This window comes from Escherichia sp. MOD1-EC6842 (genome assembly GCF_002965705.1).
Lineage (GTDB): Bacteria > Pseudomonadota > Gammaproteobacteria > Enterobacterales > Enterobacteriaceae > Escherichia > Escherichia ruysiae.
This window is the reverse complement of record NZ_PTRF01000011.1, coordinates 97,237-120,395: the sequence shown is the minus strand read 5'-3', so window position 1 is coordinate 120,395 and position 23,159 is coordinate 97,237. Positions and strand designations below refer to the sequence as shown.

The window sequence follows — 23,159 nt, the reverse complement described above, 5'->3', positions numbered from 1 at the left end:
CTAAAGGTAATGCTTTGTTTTCCGATTGAATTAACAAAAGTTCTTAGTTTTTGCCCTACACAAAATGACGCTAAAGCTGGAGATAACCATGCACAAATTTACTAAAGCTCTTGCAGCCATTGGTCTGGCTGCCGTTATGTCACAATCCGCTATGGCGGAAAACCTGAAACTCGGTTTCCTGGTAAAGCAACCAGAAGAGCCGTGGTTCCAGACCGAATGGAAGTTTGCCGATAAAGCCGGGAAAGATTTAGGGTTTGACGTTATTAAGATTGCCGTGCCGGATGGCGAAAAGACGCTGAACGCCATCGACAGTCTGGCTGCCAGCGGTGCGAAAGGGTTTGTCATTTGTACGCCAGACCCGAAACTGGGTTCCGCAATTGTGGCGAAAGCACGTGGCTATGGTATGAAAGTGATTGCCGTGGATGACCAGTTTGTAAATGCCAAGGGTAAGCCGATGGATACCGTGCCGCTGGTGATGATGGCGGCGACCAAAATTGGTGAGCGTCAGGGCCAGGAACTGTATAAAGAGATGCAAAAACGTGGTTGGGACGTAAAAGAAAGTGCCGTAATGGCGATTACTGCCAACGAACTGGATACCGCTCGTCGCCGTACCACGGGCTCTATGGACGCACTTAAAGCCGCCGGATTCCCGGAAAAACAAATATATCAGGTTCCTACCAAATCTAACGACATCCCTGGGGCATTTGACGCCGCCAACTCCATGCTGGTTCAGCACCCTGAAGTTAAACACTGGTTGATTGTCGGGATGAACGACAGCACCGTGCTGGGCGGTGTACGTGCAACGGAAGGTCAGGGCTTTAAAGCGGCGGACATCATTGGTATCGGTATCAATGGGGTGGATGCGGTGAGCGAGCTGTCCAAAGCGCAGGCTACCGGTTTCTACGGTTCACTCCTGCCAAGTCCGGACGTACATGGCTATAAATCCAGCGAAATGCTCTACAACTGGGTAGCGAAAGACGTAGAACCACCAAAATTCACTGAAGTTACCGATGTAGTTCTGATTACGCGCGACAACTTTAAAGAAGAACTGGAGAAAAAAGGTTTAGGCGGTAAGTAATCTGCCGTAAAAATTCCCCTCTGCCTTTATTGTGCAGAGGGGGTGTGAAAGACCAGTGATTCACGGAGACGTTATGCAACAGTCTACCCCGTATCTCTCATTTCGCGGCATTGGTAAAACTTTCCCCGGCGTTAAGGCGTTGACGGATATTAGTTTTGACTGCTATGCCGGTCAGGTTCATGCGTTGATGGGTGAAAATGGCGCAGGAAAATCAACACTCTTAAAAATCCTTAGCGGAAACTATGCGCCAACCACGGGTTCTGTAGTGATTAATGGACAAGAAATGTCCTTTTCCGACACGACCACTGCGCTTAACGCGGGCGTGGCGATTATTTACCAGGAACTGCATCTCGTGCCGGAAATGACCGTCGCGGAAAATATTTATCTCGGCCAGCTTCCCCATAAAGGCGGCATTGTAAATCGTTCACTGCTGAATTATGAAGCAGGTTTACAACTCAAACATCTGGGTATGGATATTGACCCGGCTACGCCGCTGAAATATCTCTCCATTGGTCAGTGGCAGATGGTTGAAATTGCCAAAGCTCTGGCTCGTAACGCTAAAATTATCGCCTTTGATGAGCCAACCAGCTCCCTCTCTGCCCGCGAAATCGACAATCTTTTCCGCGTTATTCGTGAACTGCGAAAAGAGGGGCGGGTGATCTTATACGTTTCTCACCGTATGGAAGAAATATTTGCCCTCAGCGATGCCATCACTGTCTTTAAAGATGGACGTTATGTCAAAACCTTTACCGATATGCAGCAGGTTGACCACGACGCGCTGGTGCAGGCGATGGTCGGGCGCGACATTGGCGATATCTACGGCTGGCAACCGCGTAGTTATGGCGAGGAGCGCCTGCGTCTTGATGCTGTGAAAGCACCAGGCGTGCGTACGCCAATAAGTCTGGCGGTTCGCAGTGGTGAAATTGTTGGGCTGTTTGGTCTGGTAGGGGCGGGGCGTAGCGAATTAATGAAAGGCATGTTTGGCGGGACGCAAATCACCGCCGGTCAGGTTTATATCGACCAACAGCCGATCGATATTCGTAAACCGAGCCACGCTATTGCCGCAGGCATGATGCTCTGCCCGGAAGATCGCAAAGCGGAAGGCATTATTCCTGTGCACTCCGTTCGCGACAATATCAACATCAGTGCCAGACGCAAACATGTGCTCGGCGGTTGTGTAATCAACAACGGTTGGGAAGAAAACAATGCCGATCACCACATTCGTTCGCTCAACATCAAAACGCCGGGCGCAGAGCAACTGATCATGAATCTTTCAGGCGGAAATCAGCAAAAAGCCATTCTGGGCCGCTGGTTATCGGAAGAGATGAAGGTCATTTTGCTGGATGAACCTACGCGCGGCATTGATGTTGGTGCTAAGCATGAAATTTACAACGTGATTTATGCGCTGGCAGCGCAGGGCGTGGCGGTGCTGTTTGCCTCCAGCGACTTACCTGAAGTCCTCGGCGTTGCCGACCGGATTGTGGTGATGCGGGAAGGCGAAATCGCCGGTGAATTGTTACACGAGCAGGCAGATGAGCGTCAGGCACTGAGCCTTGCGATGCCTAAAGTCAGCCAGGCAGTTGCCTGAGTAAGGAGAGTATGATGTCTTCTGTTTCTACATCGGGTTCTGGCGCACCTAAGTCGTCTTTCAGCTTTGGGCGTATCTGGGATCAGTACGGCATGCTGGTGGTGTTTGCGGTGCTCTTTATCGCCTGTGCCATTTTTGTCCCAAATTTTGCCACCTTCATTAATATGAAAGGGTTGGGCCTGGCAATTTCCATGTCGGGGATGGTGGCGTGTGGCATGTTGTTCTGCCTTGCTTCCGGTGACTTTGACCTTTCTGTCGCCTCCGTAATTGCCTGTGCGGGTGTCACCACGGCGGTGGTTATCAACCTGACTGAAAGCCTGTGGATTGGCGTGGCAGCGGGGTTGCTGCTTGGCATTCTCTGTGGCCTGGTCAATGGCTTTGTTATCGCCAAACTGAAAATAAATGCTCTGATCACGACACTGGCAACGATGCAGATTGTTCGAGGTCTGGCGTACATCATTTCAGACGGTAAAGCGGTCGGTATCGAAGATGAAAGCTTCTTTGCCCTTGGTTACGCTAACTGGTTCGGTCTGCCTGCGCCAATCTGGCTCACCGTCGCGTGTCTGATTATCTTTGGTTTGCTGCTGAATAAAACCACCTTTGGTCGTAATACCCTGGCGATTGGCGGGAACGAAGAGGCTGCGCGTCTGGCGGGTGTACCGGTTGTTCGCACCAAAATTATTATCTTTGTTCTCTCTGGCCTGGTATCTGCGATAGCCGGAATTATTCTGGCTTCACGTATGACCAGTGGGCAGCCAATGACGTCGATTGGTTATGAGCTGATTGTTATCTCCGCCTGCGTTTTAGGTGGCGTTTCTCTGAAAGGTGGCATCGGAAAAATCTCATATGTGGTGGCGGGTATCTTAATTTTAGGCACCGTGGAAAACGCCATGAACCTGCTTAATATTTCTCCTTTCGCGCAGTACGTGGTTCGCGGCTTAATCCTGCTGGCAGCGGTGATCTTCGACCGTTACAAGCAAAAAGCGAAACGCACTGTCTGATGCTTTTTTCTACAACAATTTAGCGTTTTTTCCCACCACAGCCAGCCGCCACAACGGTTGGCTGTTCTTCGTTGCAAATGGCGACCCCCGTCACACTGTCTATACTTACATGTCTGTAAAGCGCGTTCTGCGCAAAACAATAAGAAAAGAGAAGGAGGAGAACCGGGTGACAGAACCGTTAACCGAAACCCCTGAACTATCCGCGAAATATGCCTGGTTTTTTGATCTCGATGGAACGCTGGCGGAAATCAAACCGCATCCCGATCAGGTCGTCGTACCTGACAATATTCTGCAAGGACTTCAGCTACTGGCAACCGCAAGTGATGGTGCATTGGCATTGATATCAGGGCGCTCAATGGTGGAGCTGGACGCACTGGCAAAACCTTATCGCTTCCCGTTAGCGGGCGTGCATGGGGCGGAGCGCCGTGACATCAATGGTAAAACGCATATCGTTCATCTGCCGGATGCGATTGCGCGTGATATTAGCGTGCAACTGCATACGGTCATCGCCCAGTATCCCGGTGCGGAGCTGGAGGCGAAAGGGATGGCTTTTGCGCTGCATTATCGTCAGGCTCCGCAGCATGAAGACGCATTAATGACATTAGCGCAACGTATTACTCAGATCTGGCCACAAATGGCGTTACAGCAGGGAAAGTGTGTTGTCGAGATCAAACCGCGAGGCACCAGTAAAGGTGAGGCGATTGCTGCCTTTATGCAGGAAGCTCCCTTTATCGGGCGAACGCCTGTATTTCTGGGCGATGATTTAACCGATGAATCTGGCTTCGCAGTCGTTAACCGGCTGGGCGGAATGTCAGTAAAAATTGGCACAGGCGCAACTCAGGCATCATGGCGACTGGCGGGCGTACCGGATGTCTGGAGCTGGCTTGAAATGATAACCACCGCATTACAACAAAAAAGAGAAAATAACAGGAGTGATGACTATGAGTCGTTTAGTCGTAGTATCTAACCGGATTGCACCACCAGATGAGCACGCCGCCAGTGCCGGTGGCCTTGCCGTTGGCATTCTGGGGGCACTGAAAGCCGCAGGTGGACTGTGGTTTGGCTGGAGTGGCGAAACAGGGAATGAGGATCAGCCGCTAAAAAAGGTGAAAAAAGGAAATATTACCTGGGCCTCTTTTAACCTCAGTGAAAAGGATCTCGACGAATACTACAACCAATTCTCCAATGCCGTTCTCTGGCCTGCATTTCATTATCGACTCGATCTGGTGCAATTTCAGCGTCCTGCCTGGGACGGCTATCTACGCGTAAATGCGTTGCTGGCAGATAAATTACTGCCGCTGCTAGAAGACGATGACATTATCTGGGTTCACGATTATCACCTGTTGCCATTTGCGCATGAATTACGCAAACGTGGGGTGAATAATCGCATTGGTTTCTTCCTGCATATTCCTTTCCCGACGCCGGAAATATTCAATGCGCTGCCGACGTATGACACCTTGCTTGAACAGCTTTGTGATTATGATTTGCTGGGTTTCCAGACAGAGAACGATCGCCTGGCGTTCCTGGATTGCCTTTCTAACCTGACCCGCGTTACGACGCGTAGCTCAAAAAGCCATACGGCCTGGGGCAAAGCGTTTCGAACCGAAGTTTACCCCATTGGCATTGAACCAGATGAGATAGCCAAACAGGCTGCCGGACCATTGCCGGCAAAACTGGCGCAACTAAAAGCGGAACTGAAAAACGTACAAAATATCTTTTCTGTCGAACGACTGGATTATTCCAAAGGTTTGCCGGAGCGTTTTCTCGCCTATGAAGCGTTGCTGGAAAACTATCCGCAACATCACGGTAAAATTCGCTATACCCAGATTGCGCCAACGTCGCGTGGTGATGTGCAAGCGTATCAGGATATTCGTCATCAGTTGGAAAATGAAGCCGGGAGAATTAACGGCAAATATGGTCAATTAGGCTGGACGCCGCTTTATTATCTGAATCAGCATTTTGATCGTAAATTACTGATGAAAATCTTCCGCTATTCTGATGTTGGATTAGTGACGCCGCTGCGCGACGGAATGAACCTGGTCGCGAAAGAGTATGTTGCCGCACAGGATCCTGCCAATCCGGGCGTACTGGTACTTTCGCAATTTGCCGGAGCGGCAAACGAACTGACGTCGGCGTTAATTGTAAACCCCTACGATCGTGATGAAGTTGCGGCGGCGCTCAATCGGGCGTTGACGATGTCGCTGGCGGAACGTATTTCCCGCCATGCAGAAATGCTGGAAGTTATTGTGAAAAACGACATTAATCACTGGCAGGAGTATTTTATTCGCGACCTAAAGCAGATAGTTCCGCGAAGCGCGGAAAGTCAGCAGCGCGATAAAGTTGCTACCTTTCCGAAAATGGCGTAATGGCAGTTAATCTCCCTTAAGCGGAACCAGTAGTACATCGACCTCGCTTGAGGCAATCACACTTTTCGCTGAGCAGGATGCTCGCGAAAAGAAACTGTGGTTATGATTGCCGCAAATCACCAAATCGAATTTATGCTTACGGCACACTGCCAGAATATGTTCGCTTAACTCACCGTAAGCAATAAATGTCTCTTCTACCGGATATCCCGCATCCTTTATTAATTTATCAAGAAAGTTTTGTGTTTCTTCATGCATCACGCTGCGTAAATCTTCAAGCATCGGTGCGGCTAATTGATTGAAGATTTCCGGGTCGGAAGCGAGAGTGATCAAACTTATGCGCCCATTAACCGGACGGGCGATAGAGACCGCTTTTGTCAACAGTTGCTGGCTTTCTGGCGAGACAGCTACAGCAACAAGAACATTGGTATAGCTCATAACCTGCTCCTTATTCTGTGAACTTCAGGTGTTATTACAGCTTTACTCTGAATGAGGCATTGATGCAATAACAACTCAGTCAAAAAGGTAAATATTAGGCTGGTTACTAGTAAGAATAATTAATTAGTACCGCAATGTTATTATTCGATCGCCAGTATGGCTGTAAGAAGTAAAATTATCTATTTTCCTTATAAAACAAATGGTTAATGTTTGAAAAACATTTATATAACATTTAAGGGGGTCTCGGCTTTATTTTCACTTGAACTGGGTCATGTTATGTAACTCTCTGTTTGAAAATAAGTTATAGAGGGTAAATAAATTTATTTCATACATAACAGATGGTTATTTACGGTGATTTATATTAACAGTGCGCAACATAATAAATTTATGCCTCTACTTCATTTTTGAAGCCAGAGGCGCTGAAAAACTTTTTAACAGAATGAAATATCATCAAAACAAAAGTATGACTTATACATTAATGTTAAGTAATTGAGTGTTTTGTGTGATCTGAGTCACACATTATCGAAAATCGCAGCGTCGCTCCGTTGTATGTGTGAGTGGTGACGAGTACAGTTGCGTCGAATTAGGAAAAATCTTAGTTAAGTGTAAAAAACACTATTCTCTGTAAGGGATTGTTTCATCGCTTACGATGTTTGTGTTTTTTCGTTGATCGCAACTATTCCATGGTTATTTACTTTTTACCGGGATTTCCCGGCGACATCACGGGGTGCGGTGATACCGCATAAAAATAAAGTTAGTTATTCTGGATGGGAATAATGCATACCTCCGAGTTGCTGAAACATATTTATGACATCAATTTGTCATATTTACTTCTTGCACAACGTCTGATCGTTCAGGACAAAGCGTCCGCCATGTTTCGTCTCGGTATTAATGAAGAAATGGCAACAACGTTAGCGACGCTGACGCTTCCGCAAATGGTTAAACTGGCAGAAACCAATCAACTGATTTGTCATTTCCGCTTTGACAGCCACCAGACTATTAATCAGTTGACGCAGGATTCCCGCGTTGACGATCTCCAGCAAGTTCATACCGGTATCATGCTCTCTACGCGTTTGTTGAATGATGTTAATCAGCCCGAAGAAGTGCTGCGTAAAAAAAGGGCCTGATAATGAGCGAAAAAAGCATTGTTCAGGAAGCCCGGGATATTCAGCTGGCAATGGAATTGATCACTCTCGGCGCTCGTTTGCAGATGCTGGAAAGTGAAACACAATTAAGTCGCGGACGCCTGATCAAACTCTATAAAGAACTGCGCGGAAGTCCGCCGCCGAAAGGTATGCTGCCATTCTCCACCGACTGGTTTATGACCTGGGAACAAAATGTTCATGCGTCGATGTTTTGTAATGCATGGCAGTTTTTGCTGAAAACAGGGTTATGTCACGGCGTCGATGCAGTAATCAAAGCCTATCGTTTATACCTCGAACAGTGTCCACAAGCCGAAGATGGGCCGCTGCTGGCGTTGACACGCGCCTGGACACTGGTGCGATTTGTTGAAAGTGGTTTACTACAACTTTCCAGTTGCAAGTGCTGCGGCGGTAATTTTATCACCCATGCCCATCAGCCTGTTGGCAGCTTTGCCTGCAGCTTATGTCAGCCGCCATCACGAGCGGTAAAAAGACGTAAACTTTCTCAAGACCCTGCCGATATTATCCCTCAACTGCTGGATGAACAGAGAGTACAGGCTGTTTAACTCACGCGATATGGCGAAACATTCCAGCAGCGGCAACTGATTGTCGCTGCTTTTTTCCCCGACCGTAAGTTAACGCCTGACGACTGAACATCCTGTCATGGTCAACAGTGAAAGGATGATGTCGTGCTTATCTTATTAGGTTACCTGGTTGTTCTCGGTACAGTTTTCGGCGGTTATTTGATGACCGGCGGAAGCCTTGGAGCACTTTATCAACCCGCTGAACTGGTGATTATTGCCGGTGCAGGTATTGGGTCGTTTATTGTCGGCAACAACGGTAAAGCCATCAAAGGCACGCTTAAGGCGCTGCCGTTACTGTTTCGCCGCTCCAAATACACCAAAGCAATGTATATGGATCTGCTGGCGCTGCTTTACCGGCTAATGGCGAAATCACGCCAAATGGGCATGTTTTCGTTGGAGCGCGATATTGAAAATCCTCGCGAGAGCGAGATCTTCGCCAGTTATCCTCGCATTATGGCTGATGCCGTCATGCTTGATTTTATTGTCGATTATCTGCGCCTGATTATTAGTGGTCACATGAATACCTTTGAAATCGAAGCTTTGATGGATGAAGAGATCGAGACTCACGAAAGCGAGGCGGAAGTCCCGGCAAACAGTCTGGCGCTGGTCGGTGACTCGCTCCCGGCATTTGGTATTGTCGCGGCTGTGATGGGAGTGGTTCACGCGCTCGGTTCGGCTGACCGACCTGCCGCCGAACTGGGGGCGCTTATCGCACATGCGATGGTGGGGACTTTCCTCGGTATTTTATTGGCTTACGGATTTATTTCCCCACTAGCTAGTGTTTTACGTCAAAAAAGCGCCGAAACCAGCAAAATGATGCAGTGCGTCAAAGTCATACTGCTTTCTAATCTCAACGGTTATGCACCGCCAATTGCGGTTGAATTTGGTCGCAAAACGCTCTACTCCAGCGAGCGCCCGTCGTTCGTCGAACTGGAAGAGCACGTTCGTGCAGTGAAAAATCCGCAACAGCAGACGACAACCGAGGAAGCATGAAGAATCACGCGCATCCAATTATTGTCGTCAAGCGACGCAAAGCGAAAAGTCACGGCTCGGCGCATGGATCGTGGAAGATTGCTTATGCTGACTTTATGACTGCGATGATGGCTTTTTTTCTGGTGATGTGGCTGATCTCCATCTCCAGCCCAAAAGAGCTGATTCAGATTGCAGAATATTTCCGCACGCCGCTGGCGACGGCAGTAACGGGCGGTGATCGCATTTCTAATAGTGAAAGCCCAATTCCTGGCGGGGGTGATGATTACACCCAAAGCCAGGGAGAAGTGAATAAGCAACCGGACATTGAAGAACTGAAAAAACGCATGGAGCAAAGTCGGCTGCGGAAATTGCGGGGCGATCTCGACCAGCTTATTGAATCAGACCCGAAACTACGGGCGCTGCGTCCACATCTCAAAATCGATCTGGTACAGGAAGGTTTACGCATCCAGATTATCGACAGCCAGAATCGCCCGATGTTTAAAACCGGTAGTGCCGACGTCGAACCCTATATGCGCGACATTCTGCGGAGTATTGCGCCTGTGCTGAACGGTATTCCTAACCGTATCAGTCTCTCCGGTCATACCGATGATTTCCCTTACGCCAATGGCGAGCAAGGCTATAGCAACTGGGAGCTTTCTGCCGAACGCGCCAATGCGTCGCGCCGTGAGCTAATGGTGGGCGGTCTGGCTGATGGCAAAATTCTGCGCGTTGTCGGCATGGCAGCCACCATGCGTTTGAGCGATCGTGGACCTGATGATGCCGTCAACCGTCGAATCAGCCTGCTGGTTCTGAACAGACAAGCAGAACAAGCTATTTTGCATGAAAACGCTGAAAGCCAGAATGAGCCGGTAAGTGTTCTGGAAAAAACAGGGAGCGCACCGCAGGTCAGTGTTCCTACAATGCCATCAGCCGAACCGAGGTGACTGCGTGAGCATGGATATAAGCGATTTTTATCAGACATTTTTTGATGAGGCGGACGAACTGTTAGCCGATATGGAGCAGCATCTGCTTAATTTGCAGCCAGAAGCGCCAGATGCCGAACAGTTGAATGCCATCTTTCGTGCAGCTCATTCCATCAAAGGAGGGGCAGGAACGTTTGGTTTTACTGTGTTACAGGAAACCACGCATCTAATGGAAAATCTGCTCGATGAAGCCAGACGCGGTGAGATGCAGCTTAATACCGACATTATCAATCTGTTTTTGGAAACGAAGGACATCATGCAAGAACAGCTCGACGCTTATAAACAGTCACAAGAGCCAGATACCGCCAGCTTCGATTATATCTGCCAGGCCTTGCGTCAACTGGCATTAGAAGCGAAAGGCGAAACGGTATCCGCAGTGACCCGATTAAGTGTGGTTGCCAAAAATGAACCGCAAGATGGTCAGAATAGCCGCCAATCGCCGCGACGAATTATCCTTTCGCGCCTGAAAGCGGGAGAAATCGATCTGCTGGAAGAAGAGCTGGGACATCTGACAACGTTGACTGACGTGGTGAAAGGAGCCGATTCGTTATCGGCGACATTAGCGGGAGATATTGCGGAAGACGACATTACTGCGGTGCTTTGTTTTGTCATTGAGGCCGATCAGATTGCCTTTGAAAGCGTTGAGTCTACGGCGAAAGTATCTGCGCCACCGGTGCTTAAACTTGCCGCCGCAGAAGCGCCAGTTGTACGGACAGAACGGGAAAAACCGCCGCGCGGCAGCGAATCCACCAGTATCCGTGTGGCTGTAGAGAAGGTTGATCAACTGATTAACCTTGTCGGCGAACTGGTCATCACCCAGTCGATGCTGGCCCAGCGTTCGAGCGAACTGGACCCGGTTAATCATGGTGATTTGATTACCAGCATGGGGCAGTTACAACGTAACGCCCGTGATTTGCAGGAATCGGTGATGTCGATCCGCATGATGCCGATGGAATATGTCTTTAGTCGCTATCCCCGGCTGGTACGTGACCTGGCGGGAAAACTCAGCAAACAGGTAGAACTGACGCTGGTGGGCAGTTCCACTGAACTCGACAAGAGCCTGATAGAACGCATTATTGACCCGCTGACCCATCTGGTACGCAACAGTCTCGACCACGGAATTGAACTGCCGGAAAAACGCCTCGCCGCAGGCAAAAACAGCGTCGGAAATTTGGTTCTGTCTGCTGAACATCAGGGTGGCAACATCTGCATCGAAGTGACCGACGATGGCGCGGGGCTAAACCGTGAACGGATTCTGGCAAAAGCTGTTTCACAAGGTCTGACCGTCAGCGACAACATGACAGATGACGAAGTGGCAATGCTGATATTTGCTCCTGGTTTTTCTACAGCAGAGCAGGTTACCGATGTCTCCGGACGCGGCGTTGGTATGGATGTCGTCAAACGTAATATCCAGGAAATGGGCGGTCATGTCGAAATCAAATCGACGCCGGGCGCAGGAACTACGATCCGCATTTTACTGCCGCTGACGCTGGCGATCCTCGATGGCATGTCTGTACGTGTTGCAGATGAAGTTTTCATTCTGCCGCTGAATGCCGTCATGGAATCACTGCAACCCCATGAAGCCAATCTGCATCCACTGGCGGGCGGCGAGCGGGTACTGGAAGTACGTGGTGAATATCTGCCCATCGTCGAACTGTGGAAAGTGTTCAACGTCACGGGCGCGAAAACTGAAGCGACTCAGGGAATTGTGGTGATCCTGCAAAGTGGCGGTCGCCGCTACGCTTTGCTGGTGGATCAATTAATTGGTCAACACCAGGTAGTAGTGAAAAACCTGGAAAGTAACTATCGCAAAATCCCGGGAATATCCGCCGCAACGATTCTCGGCGACGGCAGCGTGGCACTGATTGTTGATGTTTCTGCCTTGCAGACGATAAACCGCGAACAACGTATGGCGAACACCGCCGCCTGAATGAGTAAAAAGGTAACAATATGACCGGTATGACGAATGTAACAAAACTGGCCAGCGAGCCGTCAGGCCAGGAATTTCTGGTATTTACCCTTGGTGATGAAGAGTACGGTATTGATATTCTGAAAGTGCAGGAGATCCGTGGCTACGATCAAGTGACACGGATTGCAAACACGCCAGCGTTTATCAAAGGCGTCACGAATCTGCGCGGCGTTATTGTGCCGATTGTTGACTTACGAATTAAGTTCAGCCAGGTGGATGTGGACTATAACGACAACACGGTAGTTATCGTACTGAATCTCGGACAACGGGTGGTCGGCATCGTGGTTGACGGCGTTTCAGACGTGCTTTCATTGACGGCGGAGCAAATTCGTCCGGCACCGGAATTTGCCGTGACGCTTTCCACAGAATATCTCACTGGATTGGGCGCACTGGGCGACCGTATGTTGATTCTGGTGAACATCGAAAAACTGCTGAATAGCGAAGAGATGGCGCTGTTAGATAGCGCGGCGTCAGAAGTGGCGTAATTCTCCTGATTTCCTCAATTGAAATGAACCCGATGATCTGCGCATCGGGTTTTTTATTTCAATTTCGCGGCGGGTGGCATCAGCAATAAAGTTTCCCCCTTCCTTGCCGATAACGAGATCAACTTGTTTTCAGGAAGGTGCCTTATGATTAACCGTATCCGCGTAGTCACGCTGTTGGTAATGGTGCTGGGGGTATTCGCACTGTTACAGCTAATTTCCGGCAGTTTGTTTTTTTCTTCGCTTCACCATAGCCAGAAAAGCTTTGTCGTTTCCAATGAACTACGGGAACAACAGAGTGAGCTAACCTCAACCTGGGATTTAATGCTACAAACGCGCATTAATTTGAGCCGTTCGGCGGTGCGGATGATGATGGATTCATCCAATCAACAAAGTAACGCCAAAGTTGAATTGCTTGATAGCGCCAGGAAAACATTGGCCCAGGCAGCGACTCATTTTAAAAAATTCAAAAGCATGGCACCGTTACCTGAAATGGTCGCCACCAGTCGTAATATTGATGAAAAATACAAAAACTATCACACAGCGTTAACTGAACTGATTGATTATCTTGATTATGGCAATACTGGCGCCTATTTCGCTCAACCAACTCAGGGAATGCAAAATGCGATGGGCGAAGCGTTTGCTCAGTACGCCCTCAGTAGTGAAAAACTTTACCGCGATATCGTCACTAACAATGCGGAAGATTACCGCTTTTCCCAGTGGCAACTGGCGGTTATCGCGCTGGTGGTGGTATTGATTTTGCTGGTGGCGTGGTACGGCATCCGCCGTATGTTGCTTACCCCGCTGGCGAAAATCATTGCTCACATTCGCGAAATTGCCGGTGGTAACCTGGCGAATAGCCTCATCATTGATGGGCGCAGTGAAATGGGCGAACTGGCGCAGAGCGTTTCGCATATGCAGCGTTCTTTGACCGACACAGTCACCCATGTGCGCCAGGGGTCGGACGCCATCTATGTCGGTACACGTGAAATTGCAGCGGGCAATACCGATCTTTCATCACGCACTGAACAGCAGGCATCCGCGCTGGAAGAAACTGCCGCCAGCATGGAACAGCTCACCGCGACGGTGAAACAGAACGCCGATAACGCCCGTCAGGCCTCGCAACTGGCACAAAGTGCCTCCGACACCGCGCTGCACGGCGGCAAAGTGGTGGATGGCGTGGTGAAAACCATGCATGAAATCGCCGACAGTTCGAAGAAAATCGCCGACATTATTAGCGTAATCGACGGCATTGCCTTCCAGACCAATATCCTCGCACTGAATGCCGCTGTTGAAGCCGCGCGTGCCGGGGAACAGGGCCGTGGTTTTGCCGTGGTGGCAGGCGAAGTGCGTAATCTTGCCAGTCGCAGCGCCCAGGCAGCAAAAGAGATCAAAGCTCTGATAGAAGACTCTGTTTCCCGCGTTGATACCGGTTCGGTGTTGGTCGAAAGCGCCGGTGAAACGATGACAAATATCGTTAATGCGGTTACGCGCGTCACCGACATTATGGGGGAAATTGCTTCAGCCTCCGATGAGCAGAGCCGTGGCATTGATCAAGTTGCGCTGGCCGTGTCGGAAATGGATCGCGTCACTCAACAGAATGCCTCGTTGGTGCAGGAGTCAGCCGCCGCTGCTGCCGCACTGGAAGAGCAGGCCGGTCGTTTAACGCAGGCAGTATCCGCATTTCGTCTGGCAGCCAGTCAGCTAAACCACAAACCACCACTAAAATCCCAGCCTGCCAGTGAGCAATCACCTGCGCAGTCGCGGCGGCGTATCGCTGAACAAGAGCCAAACTGGGAAACATTTTGATGGGTATTTACTCAAGCGCCATTGCCGCCAGATGAGGCTGATGATGCAACAGAACGTCGCGCTTATCGTTTCTGGTGGCGCTATTACAACACAATCGGTGCAGTTACAGGCTGTGCCAGTGGTTTCCTGAAGTGATTGAGAAGGCGCTATGACATCATCTCAGCCCTGTGGGCAAACGTCTTTATTGTTACAGATGAGCGAGCGCCTTGCGCTTTCCGACGTTCATTTTCGGCGGATAAGTCAATTGATCTATCAACGTGCGGGGATTGTTCTGGCCGACCACAAGCGTGACATGGTCTACAACCGGTTGATACGCCGTTTGCGCTCGCTAGGACTGGCCGATTTTGGTCATTATCTGAACATGCTGGAATCTAATCAGCTTAGCGGCGAGTGGCAGGCATTTATTAACTCGCTGACTACCAACCTGACGGCATTTTTCCGTGAAGGGCATCATTTCCCACTGCTCGCGGCTCACGCTCGCCGTCGTTCTGGGGAATATCGTGTATGGAGCGCGGCGGCGTCGACTGGTGAAGAGCCGTACAGCATTGCCATGACGCTGGCGGACACATTAGGCACCGCACCTGGACGCTGGAAAGTGTTCGCCAGTGATATCGACACCGAAGTGCTGGAAAAAGCCAGAAGCGGCATTTATCGCCATGAAGAACTGAAAAACCTGACGCCACAACAACTCCAGCGTTACTTCATGCGCGGCACGGGGCCGCATGAGGGGCTGGTGCGTGTGCGCCAGGAACTGGCGAGCTATGTCGATTTTTCCCCGCTGAATTTGTTGGCGAAACAGTACACCGTACCGGGGCCGTTTGATGCGATCTTCTGCCGTAACGTCATGATCTATTTTGATCAAACGACCCAACAGGAGATTTTGCGCCGCTTCGTGCCACTACTTAAACCTGACGGATTGCTGTTTGCGGGGCACTCTGAAAATTTCAGCCACCTTGAGCGCAGCTTCACGCTGCGTGGGCAGACGGTGTATGCGCTAAGTAAGGATTAACCATGAGCAAAATCAGGGTGTTGTCTGTCGATGATTCGGCACTGATGCGCCAGATCATGACGGAAATCATCAATAGCCATAGCGACATGGAAATGGTGGCAACGGCGCCCGATCCGCTGGTCGCGCGAGATTTGATTAAGAAATTCAACCCCGATGTGCTGACGCTGGATGTTGAAATGCCACGGATGGATGGACTGGATTTTCTCGAAAAATTAATGCGTTTGCGCCCAATGCCCGTTGTGATGGTTTCTTCTCTGACCGGCAAAGGTTCTGAAGTGACGCTGCGTGCGCTGGAGTTGGGGGCGATTGATTTTGTCACTAAACCGCAACTGGGTATTCGAGAAGGGATGCTGGCGTACAGCGAAATGATCGCTGAAAAGGTGCGTACGGCGTCGAGGGCGAGCCTCGCGGCGCATAAACCATTATCGGCTCCGGCAACGCTGAAGGCGGGGCCGTTGTTGAGTTCAGAAAAACTGATTGCGATTGGTGCTTCAACGGGGGGCACCGAGGCAATTCGGCACGTATTGCAGCCGCTGCCGCTTTCCAGCCCGGCACTGTTAATCACCCAGCATATGCCGCCTGGCTTTACCCGTTCTTTTGCCGACCGCCTGAATAAGCTGTGTCAAATCGGTGTTAAAGAGGCCGAAGACGGAGAACGTGTTTTGCCGGGACATGCCTATATCGCACCGGGCGATCGACATATGGAACTGGCGCGCAGCGGCGCGAACTATCAAATCAAAATTCACGATGGCCCGGCGGTTAACCGCCATCGACCGTCGGTGGATGTGTTGTTTCATTCTGTCGCCAGACAGGCGGGGCGCAACGCGGTTGGAGTGATCCTCACCGGTATGGGCAACGACGGTGCGGCGGGAATGTTGGCGATGCGTCAGGCGGGGGCATGGACCCTTGCGCAAAACGAAGCAAGCTGTGTGGTGTTCGGTATGCCGCGCGAGGCCATCAATCTGGGGGGCGTCTGCGAAGTGGTCGATCTTAGCCAGGTAAGCCAGCAAATGCTGGCGAAAATCAGTGTCGGACAGGCGATACGTATTTAAATCAGGAGTGTGAAATGGCGGATAAAGAACTTAAATTTTTGGTTGTGGATGACTTTTCCACCATGCGACGCATTGTGCGTAACCTGCTGAAAGAGCTGGGTTTCAACAATGTTGAGGAAGCGGAAGATGGCGCTGATGCTCTCAACAAGTTACAGGCGGGCGGTTATGGCTTTGTGATTTCCGACTGGAATATGCCGAATATGGATGGTCTGGAGTTGCTGAAAACCATTCGTGCTGATGGTGCGATGTCGGCGTTGCCAGTGCTGATGGTGACCGCTGAGGCGAAGAAAGAGAACATTATCGCGGCAGCACAAGCGGGGGCCAGTGGCTATGTGGTTAAGCCATTTACCGCCGCGACGCTGGAGGAAAAACTCAACAAAATCTTTGAGAAACTGGGCATGTGAGGATGCGACTATGATGCAACCATCAATCAAACCTGCTGATGAACATGCAGCCGGCGATATCATCGCGCGCATCGGCAGCCTGACACGTATGCTGCGTGACAGCCTGCGCGAGCTGGGACTGGATCAGGCGATAGCCGAAGCTGCGGAAGCTATCCCTGATGCCCGCGATCGCTTGTTCTACGTTGTGCAGATGACTGCGCAGGCCGCAGAGCGGGCGCTGAATAGCGTTGAGGCGTCGCAACCGCATCAGGATGAAATGGAGGAATCGGCAAAAGCATTAACCCAACGCTGGGATGACTGGTTCGCCGATCCGATTGACCTTGCCGACGCCCGTGAACTGGTGACAGATACGCGGCAATTTCTGGCGGATGTGCCCGCGCATACCAGCTTCACAAACGCGCAACTGCTGGAAATTATGATGGCGCAGGATTTTCAGGATCTCACCGGGCAGGTGATTAAACGGATGATGGATGTGATTCAGGAAATTGAACGCCAGCTGTTGATGGTGCTGCTGGAAAATATCCCGGAACAGGATGCGCGTCCGAAACGTGAAAACCAGAGTTTGCTTAATGGACCACAGGTCGATACCAGCAAAGCCGGTGTGGTTGCTAGTCAGGATCAGGTGGACGATTTGTTGGATAGTCTTGGGTTTTGATTTGTATTGCCTGATGTGACGTGACCGCGTCATATCAGGCGGTCGGATAAGGCGTTTACGCCACATCCGACAAACGTGCGCCCTGTCTGATGTACTGCGGTAAAAGCCCTAAAGCCCACCTGTTTTGCCACTTATTCCAGGCATTGAATGCTTTCCGCTCTGGCATTATTCACGCTTATTACCATTTCCAGGATTGGCGACGTGTCTGACGAGAGCGACGACAAAACAGAAGCTCCCACACCTCACCGACTTGAAAAAGCGCGGGAAGAGGGGCAGATCCCGCGCTCCCGTGAGCTGACCTCACTGCTCATTTTACTGGTGGGCGTGTGTGTTATTTGGTTTGGTGGCGCGTCTCTGGCACGGCGGTTGTCGGGGATGCTCTCCGCCGGGCTGCATTTTGATCACAGCATCATCAATGACCCCAACCTCATTCTCGGACAGATTATTTTGCTGATCAGAGAAGCCATGCTTGCACTGTTGCCGCTGATTAGCGGTGTGGTGCTGGTGGCGCTCATTTCGCCGGTCATGCTGGGGGGGCTGGTATTTAGTGGTAAATCATTGCAACCGAAGTTTTCCAAACTCAACCCACTACCGGGCATTAAACGTATTTTCTCGGCGCAAACTGGCGCGGAGCTGCTGAAAGCTATCCTGAAATCTACACTGGTTGGCTGCGTTACTGGCTTTTATCTCTGGCATCACTGGCCGCAGATGATGCGCTTAATGGCGCAGTCACCCATTACCGCAATGGCTAACGCGATGGATGTTGTGGGGTTGTGTGCACTTTTAGTGGTGCTTGGTGTCATTCCGATGGTGGGATTTGACGTCTTTTTTCAAATTTTCAGCCACCTGAAAAAGCTGCGTATGTCACGGCAGGATATTCGTGATGAGTTCAAACAAAGCGAAGGCGATCCGCATGTCAAAGGGCGAATTCGTCAGATGCAGCGTGCTGCCGCGCGGCGTCGGATGATGGCCGATGTGCCGAAAGCGGACGTCATTGTTAATAACCCAACTCACTACTCAGTGGCATTGCAGTATGACGAAAACAAAATGAGCGCGCCGAAAGTTGTTGCTAAAGGCGCGGGGCTGGTGGCGTTACGCATTCGTGAAATCGCCGCTGAAAATAACGTCCCGACTCTTGAAGCGCCGCCGCTGGCGCGCGCGCTGTATCGACACGCAGAAATCGGCCAACAAATTCCCGGTCAACTGTATGCCGCCGTGGCGGAAGTGCTGGCCTGGGTCTGGCAACTGAAACGCTGGCGTCTGGCCGGTGGACAACGTCCTGAACAACCCACTCATCTTCCGGTGCCGGAAGCCCTGGATTTTATCAACGAGAAACCGTCCCATGAGTAATCTGGCCGCGATGCTGCGCCTGCCCGCAAACCTGAAATCGACACAGTGGCAGATCCTTGCCGGACCTATTTTGATCCTGCTGATCTTGTCGATGATGGTGCTGCCACTGCCCGCATTCATTCTCGACCTGCTGTTCACTTTCAACATTGCCTTGTCGATTATGGTGTTGCTGGTGGCGATGTTTACCCAGCGCACGCTTGAGTTTGCCGCGTTTCCGACCATTCTGTTGTTTACCACGCTGCTGCGTCTGGCGCTTAATGTGGCTTCCACGCGTATCATTTTGATGGAAGGGCATACTGGCGCGGCGGCGGCAGGGAAGGTGGTTGAAGCATTTGGTCATTTTCTCGTGGGCGGTAACTTTGCCATCGGCATTGTGGTGTTTGTCATCCTCGTGATCATCAACTTTATGGTCATTACCAAAGGTGCCGGACGTATCGCGGAAGTGGGTGCGCGCTTTGTTCTCGACGGAATGCCAGGAAAACAGATGGCGATTGATGCCGACCTCAACGCTGGCCTGATTGGCGAAGATGAAGCAAAAAAGCGACGTTCAGAAGTGACCCAGGAAGCTGATTTTTACGGCTCAATGGACGGGGCGAGTAAGTTTGTCCGTGGTGACGCCATCGCCGGGATCCTCATCATGGTCATTAACGTTGTTGGCGGATTGCTGGTTGGGGTGTTGCAACATGGCATGAGTATGGGTCATGCAGCGGAAAGTTATACGCTGTTGACCATCGGTGATGGTCTGGTCGCGCAAATACCTGCGCTGGTTATTTCTACCGCTGCGGGGGTTATCGTTACGCGAGTCAGTACCGATCAGGACGTTGGCGAGCAGATGGTGAATCAGCTTTTCAGTAACCCCAGCGTCATGTTGTTAAGTGCCGCAGTGCTCGGTTTACTGGGGCTGGTGCCGGGAATGCCAAACCTGGTATTTTTACTGTTCACAGCGGGATTGCTGGGGCTGGCATGGTGGGTTCGTGGACGTGAACAAAAAGCGCCCGCTGAACCGAAACCAGTGAAGATGGCGGAAAATAATGCCGTTGTCGAAGCGACCTGGAACGATGTGCAACTGGAAGATTCTCTGGGAATGGAAGTGGGTTATCGGCTGATCCCGATGGTCGATTTTCAGCAGGATGGCGAGTTGCTTGGTCGTATTCGCAGTATTCGCAAGAAATTTGCTCAGGAGATGGGCTTTCTACCGCCAGTGGTGCACATCCGCGACAATATGGATCTACAGCCTGCCCGCTATCGTATCTTGATGAAAGGCGTTGAGATTGGCAGTGGTGATGCTTATCCGGGGCGCTGGCTGGCCATTAACCCAGGAACAGCCGCCGGGACGCTACCCGGCGAAGTGACTGTCGATCCGGCATTTGGTCTTAATGCTATCTGGATTGAAAGTGCGCTAAAAGAACAAGCGCAGATTCAGGGATATACGGTGGTTGAAGCCAGTACAGTGGTGGCAACGCATCTTAACCACCTCATTAGTCAACATGCCGCAGAACTGTTTGGTCGTCAGGAGGCGCAGCAGTTACTGGATCGCGTGGCGCAGGAGATGCCAAAACTGACGGAGGATTTGGTTCCTGGCGTTATCACGCTTACCACGCTGCATAAAGTGCTACAAAACCTGCTTGATGAAAAAGTACCGATCCGCGATATGCGCACCATTCTTGAAACACTGGCGGAACATGCGCCTATCCAGAGCGATCCGCATGAATTAACCGCCGTCGTGCGCGTGGCGCTGGGGCGGGCAATTACTCAGCAGTGGTTCCCCGGTAAAGATGAAGTTCACGTTATTGGTCTGGACACGCCACTGGAGCGTTTACTGTTACAGGCGTTGCAGGGCGGTGGCGGACTGGAACCGGGGCTGGCGGATCGTTTGCTGGCACAGACCCAGGAAGCATTATCCCGTCAGGAGATGCTGGGTGCGCCGCCAGTACTGTTGGTGAACCACGCGCTGCGTCCGCTATTGTCTCGCTTTCTGCGCCGTAGCCTGCCGCAACTGGTGGTGCTGTCGAATCTCGAACTCTCTGATAACCGGCAGATTCGGATGACGGCGACTATTGGGGGTAAATAATGAGGATCTTACTGGCGATATTGTTGTTTCCGCTGGTTGTACAAGCCGCCGGGGAGGGGATGTGGCAGACAAGTAGTGTGGGCGTTACGCTAAATCATCGCGGTGAGTCGATGTCGTCAGCGCCTCTTTCTTCGCGACAACCAGCATCAGGATTGATGACGCTGGTGGCGTGGCGTTATCAGCTTATCGGCCCGACACCATCGGGGCTGCGGGTACGCTTGTGTTCACAATCTCGTTGTGTCGAGTTAGACGGGCAGAGTGGGAGCACTGTGGCCTTTTCCGGTATACCGGCGGCAGAACCGTTGCGATTTATCTGGGAAGTGCCTGGCGGTGGGCGGTTAATTCCGCCGCTGAAGGTACAACGTAATGAAGTGATTGTGAATTACCGTTAGTGATAAAAAAGCCGATGTCTGCAACGACATCGGCCTTTGCGGTATAACGCGATTACATACGCTCTACCGTCTCAATACCCAGCGTATCCAGACCCAGTTTCAGCGTCTTCGCCGTCAGTTGCGCCAGTTTCAGACGGCTGTTACGCACTTCTTCGTTTTCTGCGCTAAGGATCGGGCAGTGCTCGTAGAAGCCAGAGAACAGACCGGCCAGATCGTACAGATAAGCACACATCACGTGCGGCGTGCCTTCACGGGCAACCACAGTGAGGGTTTCTTCAAACTGCAGCAGGCGAGCAGCCAATTGTGCTTCGCGATCTTCACGGATGATCACCGGAGCGGCAGCCAGTTGTTCTTCGTTAATTTCTGCTTTACGGAACACGGACAATACACGGGTGTAGGCATACTGCATGTACGGCGCAGTATTACCCTCAAACGCCAGCATGTTGTCCCAGTCGAAGATGTAGTCGGTGGTGCGGTTTTTGGAGAGATCCGCGTATTTCACCGCACCGATACCCACGGCATTGGCCAGTTTTTCCAACTCGTCGGCTGGCATATCCGGGTTCTTCTCTGCCACCAGACGACGTGCACGCTCCAGGGCTTCATCCAGCAGATCGGCCAGTTTCACTGTACCGCCAGCACGGGTTTTAAACGGTTTGCCGTCTTTGCCCAGCATCATGCCAAACATGTGGTGTTCCAGCGGTACGGATTCCGGCACGTAGCCTGCTTTACGGACGATCGCCCACGCCTGCATCAGGTGTTGATGCTGACGGGAGTCGATGTAATACAGCACGCGATCGGCATGTAGCGTCTCGTAACGGTACTTCGCACAGGCGATATCGGTGGTGGTGTAGAGATAGCCGCCATCTTTCTTCTGAATGATCACACCCATCGGTTCGCCTTCCTTGTTTTTGAACTCATCAAGGAATACGACGGTTGCGCCTTCGCTTTCTACTGCCAGACCTTTGGCTTTCAGATCCGCCACGATACCCGGCAGCATCGGGTTGTACAGGCTTTCGCCCATCACGTCATCACGGGTCAGCGTCACGTTCAGACGATCGTAGGTGATCTGGTTCTGCGTCATGGTGATGTCGACCAGCTTGCGCCACATCTCGCGGAAATATTCGTCACCGCTTTGCAGTTTTACCACGTAGTTACGTGCACGCTCGGCGAACTCTTCATCTTCGTCGTAATGCTTTTTCGCATCGCGGTAGAAACCTTCAAGGTCAGCCAGCTCCATTTCACCGGCGTTTTCCTGCTGCTGCTTTTCCAGCCATGCAATCAGCATACCGAACTGAGTGCCCCAGTCGCCGACGTGGTTAGCACGAATCACTTTGTGACCGAGGAACTCCAGAGTACGTACTGCCGCGTCACCAATGATAGTGGAACGCAGATGACCGACGTGCATCTCTTTCGCCACGTTTGGCGCGGAGTAGTCAACCACAATGGTCTGTTTTTCTGGCGTAGCAACACCGAGACGATCGGACGCCAGCGCCTGCTGAACATGTTCAGCCAGGAATGCCGGATCAAGGAAAATGTTGATAAAGCCAGGACCGGCGATCTCAACTTTGCTGGCGATACCGTTAAGATCCAGATGAGTCAGCACCTGCTCTGCTAATTGTCGCGGTGCCATACCCAGTTTTTTAGCAACTGCCATCATGCCGTTAGCCTGATAGTCGCCGAACTGAACTTTTGCTGACTGACGAACCTGCGGTTCGCAATCCGCAGGCGCGCCTGCCGCAATCATGGCCTGACGGACTTTTTCTGAGAGAAGAGCCTGAATATTCACCGGAATACCTTACATTGATGAAGCGAGCAAA

21 protein-coding genes are annotated in these 23,159 nt (G+C 51.2%); 19 read left to right on the top strand and 2 right to left on the bottom strand.

Translation table 11 applies throughout. The annotated features are described in order from the left end of the window. Positions 1–88 precede the first annotated feature (88 nt). The 5 genes from araF to otsA all read left to right on the top strand — a co-directional run bounded on the left by araF (position 89) and on the right by otsA (position 6,033). Entirely contained in the window at positions 89–1,078 is a 990-nt protein-coding gene (gene araF / locus A7Z29_RS14675; protein WP_000548667.1) for an arabinose ABC transporter substrate-binding protein AraF, read from the top strand. Between the two features lie 73 nt (positions 1,079–1,151). After that, the gene (gene araG / locus A7Z29_RS14670; protein ID WP_105290408.1) at positions 1,152–2,666 is read left to right on the top strand and encodes an arabinose ABC transporter ATP-binding protein AraG; all 1,515 of its coding nucleotides are present in this window, start codon (positions 1,152–1,154) and stop codon (positions 2,664–2,666) included. Positions 2,667–2,680: 14 nt separating this feature from the next. Further along, positions 2,681–3,667, top strand: a complete 987-nt coding sequence (gene araH, locus A7Z29_RS14665) for an arabinose ABC transporter permease AraH (RefSeq protein WP_000100203.1) — start codon at positions 2,681–2,683, stop codon at positions 3,665–3,667. Between the two features lie 166 nt (positions 3,668–3,833). Further along, the gene (gene otsB / locus A7Z29_RS14660) at positions 3,834–4,634 is read left to right on the top strand and encodes a trehalose-phosphatase (RefSeq protein WP_001295645.1); all 801 of its coding nucleotides are present in this window, start codon (positions 3,834–3,836) and stop codon (positions 4,632–4,634) included. Then, on the top strand, positions 4,609–6,033 hold the full coding sequence (gene otsA / locus A7Z29_RS14655) for an alpha,alpha-trehalose-phosphate synthase (protein WP_024212390.1): 1,425 nt from the start codon (positions 4,609–4,611) through the stop codon (positions 6,031–6,033). The genes otsB and otsA overlap by 26 nt, the downstream gene beginning before the upstream one ends. 6 nt (positions 6,034–6,039) lie before the next feature. On the opposite strand, the gene uspC is transcribed toward otsA, so the two are convergent. Continuing rightward, a complete protein-coding gene (gene uspC, locus A7Z29_RS14650) occupies positions 6,040–6,468 on the bottom strand; it encodes a universal stress protein UspC (protein ID WP_000122665.1) in 429 nt (142 codons plus the stop codon). 776 nt (positions 6,469–7,244) lie between these two features. On the opposite strand from uspC, the gene flhD reads away from it, so the two are divergent. The 14 genes from flhD to flhE all read left to right on the top strand — a co-directional run bounded on the left by flhD (position 7,245) and on the right by flhE (position 21,342). After that, complete coding sequence (flhD, locus tag A7Z29_RS14645) at positions 7,245–7,595, top strand: flagellar transcriptional regulator FlhD (RefSeq protein ID WP_001516558.1); 351 nt, start codon at positions 7,245–7,247, stop codon at positions 7,593–7,595. A gap of 2 nt (positions 7,596–7,597) precedes the next feature. After that, positions 7,598–8,176 (top strand): flagellar transcriptional regulator FlhC, encoded by a 579-nt coding sequence (flhC, locus tag A7Z29_RS14640; RefSeq protein WP_105290407.1) that lies wholly within the window; start codon positions 7,598–7,600, stop codon positions 8,174–8,176. Positions 8,177–8,299: 123 nt separating this feature from the next. Next, positions 8,300–9,187 carry a flagellar motor stator protein MotA gene (gene motA, locus A7Z29_RS14635; RefSeq protein WP_000906346.1) on the top strand — a complete coding sequence of 296 codons (888 nt, stop codon included), beginning with the start codon at positions 8,300–8,302 and terminating at the stop codon, positions 9,185–9,187. Then, the gene (gene motB, locus A7Z29_RS14630; RefSeq protein ID WP_000788499.1) at positions 9,184–10,110 is read left to right on the top strand and encodes a flagellar motor protein MotB; all 927 of its coding nucleotides are present in this window, start codon (positions 9,184–9,186) and stop codon (positions 10,108–10,110) included. Before motA ends, motB begins: the two co-directional genes overlap by 4 nt. A gap of 4 nt (positions 10,111–10,114) precedes the next feature. Continuing rightward, positions 10,115–12,079, top strand: coding sequence for a chemotaxis protein CheA (gene cheA / locus A7Z29_RS14625; protein WP_105290406.1), 1,965 nt, complete (start codon positions 10,115–10,117; stop codon positions 12,077–12,079). A 20-nt stretch (positions 12,080–12,099) separates the two neighbouring features. Then, positions 12,100–12,603 carry a chemotaxis protein CheW gene (gene cheW, locus A7Z29_RS14620; RefSeq protein ID WP_000147302.1) on the top strand — a complete coding sequence of 168 codons (504 nt, stop codon included), beginning with the start codon at positions 12,100–12,102 and terminating at the stop codon, positions 12,601–12,603. A gap of 144 nt (positions 12,604–12,747) precedes the next feature. Then, positions 12,748–14,409, top strand: a complete 1,662-nt coding sequence (gene tar / locus A7Z29_RS14615; protein ID WP_024212391.1) for a methyl-accepting chemotaxis protein II — start codon at positions 12,748–12,750, stop codon at positions 14,407–14,409. A gap of 148 nt (positions 14,410–14,557) precedes the next feature. Next, the gene (gene cheR / locus A7Z29_RS14610) at positions 14,558–15,418 is read left to right on the top strand and encodes a protein-glutamate O-methyltransferase CheR (protein WP_000204525.1); all 861 of its coding nucleotides are present in this window, start codon (positions 14,558–14,560) and stop codon (positions 15,416–15,418) included. A gap of 2 nt (positions 15,419–15,420) precedes the next feature. Next, positions 15,421–16,470 (top strand): protein-glutamate methylesterase/protein glutamine deamidase, encoded by a 1,050-nt coding sequence (cheB, locus tag A7Z29_RS14605; protein WP_000036399.1) that lies wholly within the window; start codon positions 15,421–15,423, stop codon positions 16,468–16,470. Between the two features lie 14 nt (positions 16,471–16,484). Then, positions 16,485–16,874, top strand: a complete 390-nt coding sequence (cheY, locus tag A7Z29_RS14600; RefSeq protein ID WP_000763855.1) for a chemotaxis response regulator CheY — start codon at positions 16,485–16,487, stop codon at positions 16,872–16,874. A 10-nt stretch (positions 16,875–16,884) separates the two neighbouring features. Next, positions 16,885–17,529: a protein phosphatase CheZ gene (gene cheZ, locus A7Z29_RS14595; protein ID WP_000983593.1), complete on the top strand. Its 645-nt coding sequence runs from the start codon at positions 16,885–16,887 to the stop codon at positions 17,527–17,529. A gap of 201 nt (positions 17,530–17,730) precedes the next feature. Further along, positions 17,731–18,879 carry a flagellar biosynthesis protein FlhB gene (gene flhB, locus A7Z29_RS14590; protein WP_024212519.1) on the top strand — a complete coding sequence of 383 codons (1,149 nt, stop codon included), beginning with the start codon at positions 17,731–17,733 and terminating at the stop codon, positions 18,877–18,879. Then, positions 18,872–20,950 (top strand): flagellar biosynthesis protein FlhA, encoded by a 2,079-nt coding sequence (flhA, locus tag A7Z29_RS14585; protein WP_000067001.1) that lies wholly within the window; start codon positions 18,872–18,874, stop codon positions 20,948–20,950. Before flhB ends, flhA begins: the two co-directional genes overlap by 8 nt. Next, on the top strand, positions 20,950–21,342 hold the full coding sequence (flhE, locus tag A7Z29_RS14580) for a flagellar protein FlhE (protein ID WP_001221459.1): 393 nt from the start codon (positions 20,950–20,952) through the stop codon (positions 21,340–21,342). Before flhA ends, flhE begins: the two co-directional genes overlap by 1 nt. A gap of 52 nt (positions 21,343–21,394) precedes the next feature. Here flhE and argS read toward each other — a convergent pair whose 3' ends face one another. Beyond that, positions 21,395–23,128: an arginine--tRNA ligase gene (gene argS / locus A7Z29_RS14575; RefSeq protein WP_001025326.1), complete on the bottom strand. Its 1,734-nt coding sequence runs from the start codon at positions 23,126–23,128 to the stop codon at positions 21,395–21,397. Between the last annotated feature and the right edge of the window lie 31 nt (positions 23,129–23,159).

Coding starts and splice junctions, on each gene's coding strand:
- araF (WP_000548667.1), top strand. CDS start 89: ATGCACAAATTTACTAAAGCTCTTGCAGCCATTGGTCTGGCTGCCGTT.
- araG (WP_105290408.1), top strand. CDS start 1,152: ATGCAACAGTCTACCCCGTATCTCTCATTTCGCGGCATTGGTAAAACT.
- araH (WP_000100203.1), top strand. CDS start 2,681: ATGTCTTCTGTTTCTACATCGGGTTCTGGCGCACCTAAGTCGTCTTTC.
- otsA (WP_024212390.1), top strand. CDS start 4,609: ATGAGTCGTTTAGTCGTAGTATCTAACCGGATTGCACCACCAGATGAG.
- uspC (WP_000122665.1), bottom strand. CDS start 6,468: ATGAGCTATACCAATGTTCTTGTTGCTGTAGCTGTCTCGCCAGAAAGC.
- flhD (WP_001516558.1), top strand. CDS start 7,245: ATGCATACCTCCGAGTTGCTGAAACATATTTATGACATCAATTTGTCA.
- flhC (WP_105290407.1), top strand. CDS start 7,598: ATGAGCGAAAAAAGCATTGTTCAGGAAGCCCGGGATATTCAGCTGGCA.
- motB (WP_000788499.1), top strand. CDS start 9,184: ATGAAGAATCACGCGCATCCAATTATTGTCGTCAAGCGACGCAAAGCG.
- cheW (WP_000147302.1), top strand. CDS start 12,100: ATGACCGGTATGACGAATGTAACAAAACTGGCCAGCGAGCCGTCAGGC.
- tar (WP_024212391.1), top strand. CDS start 12,748: ATGATTAACCGTATCCGCGTAGTCACGCTGTTGGTAATGGTGCTGGGG.
- cheR (WP_000204525.1), top strand. CDS start 14,558: ATGACATCATCTCAGCCCTGTGGGCAAACGTCTTTATTGTTACAGATG.
- cheB (WP_000036399.1), top strand. CDS start 15,421: ATGAGCAAAATCAGGGTGTTGTCTGTCGATGATTCGGCACTGATGCGC.
- cheY (WP_000763855.1), top strand. CDS start 16,485: ATGGCGGATAAAGAACTTAAATTTTTGGTTGTGGATGACTTTTCCACC.
- cheZ (WP_000983593.1), top strand. CDS start 16,885: ATGATGCAACCATCAATCAAACCTGCTGATGAACATGCAGCCGGCGAT.
- flhA (WP_000067001.1), top strand. CDS start 18,872: ATGAGTAATCTGGCCGCGATGCTGCGCCTGCCCGCAAACCTGAAATCG.
- flhE (WP_001221459.1), top strand. CDS start 20,950: ATGAGGATCTTACTGGCGATATTGTTGTTTCCGCTGGTTGTACAAGCC.